Annotated in this window: 3 protein-coding genes and 1 pseudogene; 1 reads left to right on the top strand and 3 read right to left on the bottom strand. The window is 71.8% G+C overall.

The window, feature by feature from the left end:
* Positions 1-650 (top strand): annotated as a pseudogene (locus FK498_RS17885) (transposase); the annotation flags it as partial.
* Between the two features lie 569 nt (positions 651-1,219).
* Here FK498_RS17885 and FK498_RS17870 read toward each other — a convergent pair.
* The 3 genes from FK498_RS17870 to FK498_RS17860 form a co-directional block, all read right to left on the bottom strand.
* Positions 1,220-1,402: a hypothetical protein gene (locus FK498_RS17870; RefSeq protein WP_141856955.1), complete on the bottom strand. Its 183-nt coding sequence runs from the start codon at positions 1,400-1,402 to the stop codon at positions 1,220-1,222.
* 4 nt (positions 1,403-1,406) lie between these two features.
* Positions 1,407-2,144 carry a DUF1194 domain-containing protein gene (locus FK498_RS17865; RefSeq protein WP_141856953.1) on the bottom strand — a complete coding sequence of 246 codons (738 nt, stop codon included), beginning with the start codon at positions 2,142-2,144 and terminating at the stop codon, positions 1,407-1,409.
* An 82-nt stretch (positions 2,145-2,226) separates the two neighbouring features.
* A partial coding sequence (locus tag FK498_RS17860) for a nucleoside-diphosphate sugar epimerase/dehydratase (RefSeq protein WP_141856951.1) occupies positions 2,227-3,743 on the bottom strand: 1,517 nt, incomplete at its 5' end.

Genomic DNA, 3,743 nt, shown 5'->3' with positions numbered 1-3,743 from the left:
CCCGTGACGGTCGGGTTGCGGCTGTTCCTGCCCGACAGTTGGACCGCCGATCCCGAGAGGATGCGGCGCGCGGGCGTCCCGGCGGCGTTCCAGGCCGCGCGGACGAAGCCCGAGATCGCCATCGAGGAGATCGAGGGGCTGCGCGGGGCTGGGCTGCGCTTCGGCACGGTGCTCGCCGATGCCGGCTACGGGACCTGAGCGCCTCCTTCCGTCAGGCGCTGAGCGCGCGCGGCGTGCGGCAGGCGGTCGGCATCCCCCGCCACCAGAAGGTCTATCCGGCCGATGTCGCGCTGATCTTTCCCCTCGCTGGCCGCGGCCGACCGCGCCAGTGTCACGTCCCCGACCGGATGTCGCAGGCTGCCGAGGCGATCCTCGCCGGCGCGACCTGGCGGTCCATCTCCTGGCGTAGCGGCACCAAGGGGCGGCTCTCGGCGCGCTTCGCCGCGCTGCGCGGGCGCGTTGCCGATGGACCAACGCAACGGAGCGGCGAGAAGGGCAACCAGCACATGCCGGGCGAGGAGGTCTGGCTCATCGGCGAGCGACGTTCGAAAGGCGAGCGGAAGTTCTATCTCTCCAACCTTCCCGCCGACGCCTCGCTGCGGGCCCTCGCCGCCACCGTCAAGGCCCGCTGGATCTGCGAGCAGGCGCATCATACCCGGAGCACAAGGGGTTGACCTTTGTGCGGAGGGTATGGCGCGCGGGGCTCAAGGGGCGGCCGCGCGCAAAACCAAGGCCTGACGCCCGGCCGGCAAAGGTCGAACCTTTGTCGGCCGGGTATCAGCAGCTGAAGGAGGAACTCGGCCTTGATCACTTCGAAGGCCGATCATGGACCGGACTTCACCGCCACGCCCTGATGGCGATGATCGCCGACACCTTCCTGCAAACCCAGCGGCTCGCCGCGGCAAAGGGGGGGAAACGCCCCGCAGGGCCGCCGCCTGAGCCCGGCATCCCCGCCATCAGCCGCGATCGCGACAGCCACCTGCGGGCGGTTCGCTCACTGATCCCAAACCCCGCAGCGCTTTCCGCCACAGCTCGTCGGTCCTCCAAGATCCGCCAGATCATCGCGGCTCTGCCAAAGCGGCGTCATTCGCACCTTCTTGCGCGGGTTGTTCATCCTCGTGCCCTGCGGTGCTTCGTGACGCAACGACCACCTTCAGACCATCCGGGCGACGAACAACTCCTCAGACGCCACAGCAGGCACCAATGGCGGGCGGGATCGTCAACCTCCGCCGTGCGGGCCGAGTGCGCCGCGCGCGAAGAGGGTGAGCACTACGATCGCGACCGCTGCCACCAGCCATACCGTTGCCGCCACCCACACCGGCAGCGCCTGGGCGATCAGCCAGGCGAGCAGCGACGCCGCCGCGAGCCCGGCCGCCGCATGCAGCAGGATCGAGACGATCATCCGCTCAGCCGGTCGCCCACGCCGGCGGATGGACGCTGATCTCGCGGATCAGCTTGCGCAGCACCGCGTTCTGGAAGGCGTTGAAGTCCTCGGCCGGCACCATAAAGGCTCCGGGGCCGCCGATCACGAAGTCCTGGAAGTACTGGTCGAGCGGCATCGAGGGTGGGCGGCCGAAGGGGCTGCGGTCGTTCAGGATCGGCAGGCCGTTGATGGTGATCCCCGCCTCCACCGCGAGATCGCGCAGCAGCGTGACCGGCGCGCCCGAGTTGTTCACCCCGTCACCCGAGATGTCGATCACCCGCCGCGTGCCCTCGAAGGGCGCCTCGTCGAGCACACGCATCGAGAACTCGATGGCGCCCGAGATCGAGGTCCAGTTCATGCTGACGCGCGGGGCCGCGTCGAGTGCCGCCACCCAGGCCCGCGCGCTCGCCTCGCCGTCGATACGTGTCCAGGGGATGACGAGGCGCTGATAGTCCGCCGAGCCCCACTCGACATAGGCGACCGCGATCGCGCCCAGCGTGCCCGACCGGATCGCCGCGACCACGCGCGGATCGGCCATCGCCGTCACATAGCCCTGACGCTGCAGCCGCGCTTCCTCCTCGTCGATCGAACGACTGACATCGACGGCCAGCACGAGCAGCACGTCGACGCTCGTCTTCTGCGCCCGAACAGAGGGCGCTACCAGCGTGGCGATTGCGCCGGCGGACACTCCGGCAATCACGCCGCGGCGCGAGGGCCGCATCGTTCGACTCCCCCTCCGCTTCCGATGTCCAGAGACTAGCAGCGTTGCGCCTCCCGCGCAGCAAAAGCCTGCAGCTTGGCGATCACATCGGCGGTGCCGCCGGCGCGGTGCCGCCGGCCTCGCCGGGGCGGGCGAACTCGGGCACCAGCGCCGCCAGGACGGAGAGTGCGGCCGCCTCGCGCCCGGCGCGCGCGGCCGCGCCGGCCTCGTCCATCGCGCGCGCGACCAGGGCAAGATCGGCCGTGCGGGGGGCTGCCATCAGCAGCCCCGGCGCGCCCGTCTCGACCAGCGTCTCGCGGTCGTGGAACAGCTCCTCGTAGAGCTTCTCGCCCGGCCGCAGCCCGGTGTAGCGGATCGCCACATCGACGTCGGGACGCAGCCCGGCAAGGCGGATCATTCGCCGCGCGAGATCGACGATCTTCACCGGCTCGCCCATGTCGAGCACGAAGATCCCGCCCCGGCGCGCCGCCTCCGGCAGTCCCTCGTCCTTCACGCGCAGCACGGTCGCGGCCAGCACCAGCCCGACCGCCTCGCGCACGGTCATGAAGTAGCGCCTCATGTCGGGGTGCGTCACGGTGAGGGGGCCGCCGCGCTCGAGCTGGCGGCGGAACAGCGGCACCACCGAGCCGGTCGAGCCGAGAACGTTGCCGAAGCGCACCGTTGCGAACCGCGTGCCCGCGCCGTCGGCGCGCGCGCGCAGGTCGAGCGCCTGGCAGTACATCTCGGCAAGCCGCTTGGTCGCGCCCATCACGCTGGTCGGATTCACGGCCTTGTCGGTGCTGATCAGCACCATCGCCAGTGCGCCGTGCGCGCGGGCGGCATCGGCGACATGGCGCGTGCCGACCGCGTTGGTCAGGATCCCCTCGGCGGGATTCGCCTCGACGATCGGCACGTGCTTCAGCGCGGCGGCGTGGAAGACAAGCTCGGGGCGGTGGCGCGCGAACAGCGCGAACATCCTGTCGCGGTCGCGGATGTCGGCGATCAGCGCGACGCGCAACACCTCAGGCGCGGTCTCGGAGAGTTCGAGGTCGATCGCGTAGAGCGCATATTCGCTGTTGTCGGCGAGCACGAGCTCGGCCGGGCCGAGGGCGGCGATCTGGCGCGCGAGCTCCGCGCCGATCGTGCCGCCCGCACCGGTGACCAGCACGCGCCGCCCCTGCACCAGCCTCGCCATCGCCTCGCGATCGAGCGGGCGCTGCGGCCGGTCCAGCAGATCCTCGATCGCCACCGGCTGCAGCGCCAGCGGCGGCGCCGCGTCCTCGCGCGCGGCGGGGCGCAGCTCGGTCAGCCGCGGCATGGTCGCGACCCGCACCCCGGCCGCCTCGGCCGCATCCAGCACATGCTCGAGCCGCGGCCCGGCGACCTCGCGCGCGGTGACGACGATCAGCTCCGGCCGTCTGCCCTTGCGCGCGAGCTTCCTCAGCGCATGCGGCACGTCGTCGACCGACCCCTCGACGCGCACGCCGTGCATCTGCCGCCCCGACTGCGCCCCGTCGGCGGTGAGCAGCCCGACCACGCGGTAGCGCGGCCGCGCCTCGCGCGCGAGCGCGCGCAGGAACAGGTCCGCCCCGTCGCCGGCGCCGGCGAGCAGCACCGGGA

The organism is Elioraea sp. Yellowstone, assembly GCF_006704265.1.
Taxonomy (GTDB): Bacteria; Pseudomonadota; Alphaproteobacteria; order Acetobacterales; family Acetobacteraceae; genus Elioraea.
Note: the sequence above shows the minus strand (reverse complement) of the source record. Positions and strands in the feature narration are given on the sequence as shown.

Coding starts and splice junctions, on each gene's coding strand:
- FK498_RS17870 (WP_141856955.1), bottom strand. CDS start 1,402: ATGATCGTCTCGATCCTGCTGCATGCGGCGGCCGGGCTCGCGGCGGCG.
- FK498_RS17865 (WP_141856953.1), bottom strand. CDS start 2,144: ATGCGGCCCTCGCGCCGCGGCGTGATTGCCGGAGTGTCCGCCGGCGCA.